1 protein-coding gene is annotated in these 1,356 nt (G+C 52.4%); it reads left to right on the plus strand.

Features of this window, described 5'->3' with window-relative positions; all coding sequences use genetic code 11:
• Positions 1–18 precede the first annotated feature (18 nt).
• On the plus strand, positions 19–1,188 hold the full coding sequence (locus EJP87_RS16470) for a CBS domain-containing protein (RefSeq protein WP_130472926.1): 1,170 nt from the start codon (positions 19–21) through the stop codon (positions 1,186–1,188).
• The last annotated feature ends 168 nt before the right edge of the window (positions 1,189–1,356 follow it).

Raw genomic sequence — 1,356 nt, forward strand, 5'->3', positions numbered from 1 at the left:
CGAACAGGCAGATAGAACATGGAAATTCCTGATCAGATAGCCAAAAAGGCCAGACAGTTTTTCCTGAGCTTCTTCCAGAAGCTGTCCGACGATATGAATACGCTCGTCGATGCCCCGGTGGAGTGCACCCTCACTGAGGTCAATCTCCTCCGTGGTGAGGACGATCTGGGCTTTTTGTTTGATTCTGAATACAGCTCCTCCTATGCCCTTGAGGATGGGCTACGTTCGGGAAGTATTCATCTGCTCCTGGATGCACCGGCTGCCATCGCCTTGTCTGGCTTGATGATGATGCTGCCCAAGGCGGTGGTGCAGAAAAATGTCAAATCCAGAGAGTATACGGAAGAGATTCAAGAAGGTTTCCATGAAATTGCCAACCAAATCATGGGAAGCCTGAATACCCGCGTTGAAGAAAAAATGGCGGGTGGTCATCTTTTCCTTGATTCGGTCGAACATTTGGGTGGTGGCGGCGCTCTTCCCACATCGCTCAAGGTGGAAAACACCTATCTGGACATTGGCATGGAGATCAAAGTCTCCGATTTTCGTGCCTCCCCAGCCCATTGGTTGGTCTCCAGGAGCTTTGCCAATAGCCTCCTGAAAATAGAAATGCCGGGAACACCGGAAGAGTTGGCTGCAGATGCTCCCAAAGAGACAGCTCCTCCTGCCACTCCGCCCCCTGCCCCGGTTCGTGCCCCAGATGATTATGAGTTTGATCTCAGTGCTGCAGGTGTTTTGGCTCGCAGTACGGCTGAATCGTTGCCTGCCCCCGATGAACCGGGTGGAATTCGAGTGGTAATGACTTTGCCTCCCTTTCTGCTCAATGAAGCAGCACCTGTCAGTGATGCGGTCGATGCCATGTTTCCTGATGGACAGCGCATACTTGGCGTCGAAAGCCAGGGCATTCTGGTTCGAGTGGTCAGCCAGGGTGACGTGCGCAAGGTCATGGGTGCCTTTTATGGATCCAAAGCGGTTACACCACAAGAACGGGCCTTGTTGAGTCAGGCCATTGGCAAACTCAACGAACGGCAAAGAATGGTCACCATTCCAGCTCGTGGCTCCATTGATCAAGCAGCAGACCTGCTCAAACAAAACAACCTCTTTGCCCTGCCGGTCATTACCGATGGCGGCAATTTGCGTGGCTTTGTACCAGCTTATTCGTTGTTGGAATATTATCGGAAAAAGGCTGGTTGAAGCGCATAGGCTGTTGTACAGCGCACACAACTGTGCTGCCTGTCATCGCAGCAAAAACTCGTAATTATTCAGGTTCGCGCTGGCTCTCCCTCTCTACCCCCATGGGGATGCTGTGGGCATTGGCGCAAAAAATGCGCGCCAATGCCCACAGCTTGCTTCCATTAGGCG

Source organism: Candidatus Magnetaquicoccus inordinatus (assembly GCF_004217665.1).
GTDB lineage: Bacteria > Pseudomonadota > Magnetococcia > Magnetococcales > Magnetaquicoccaceae > Magnetaquicoccus > Magnetaquicoccus inordinatus.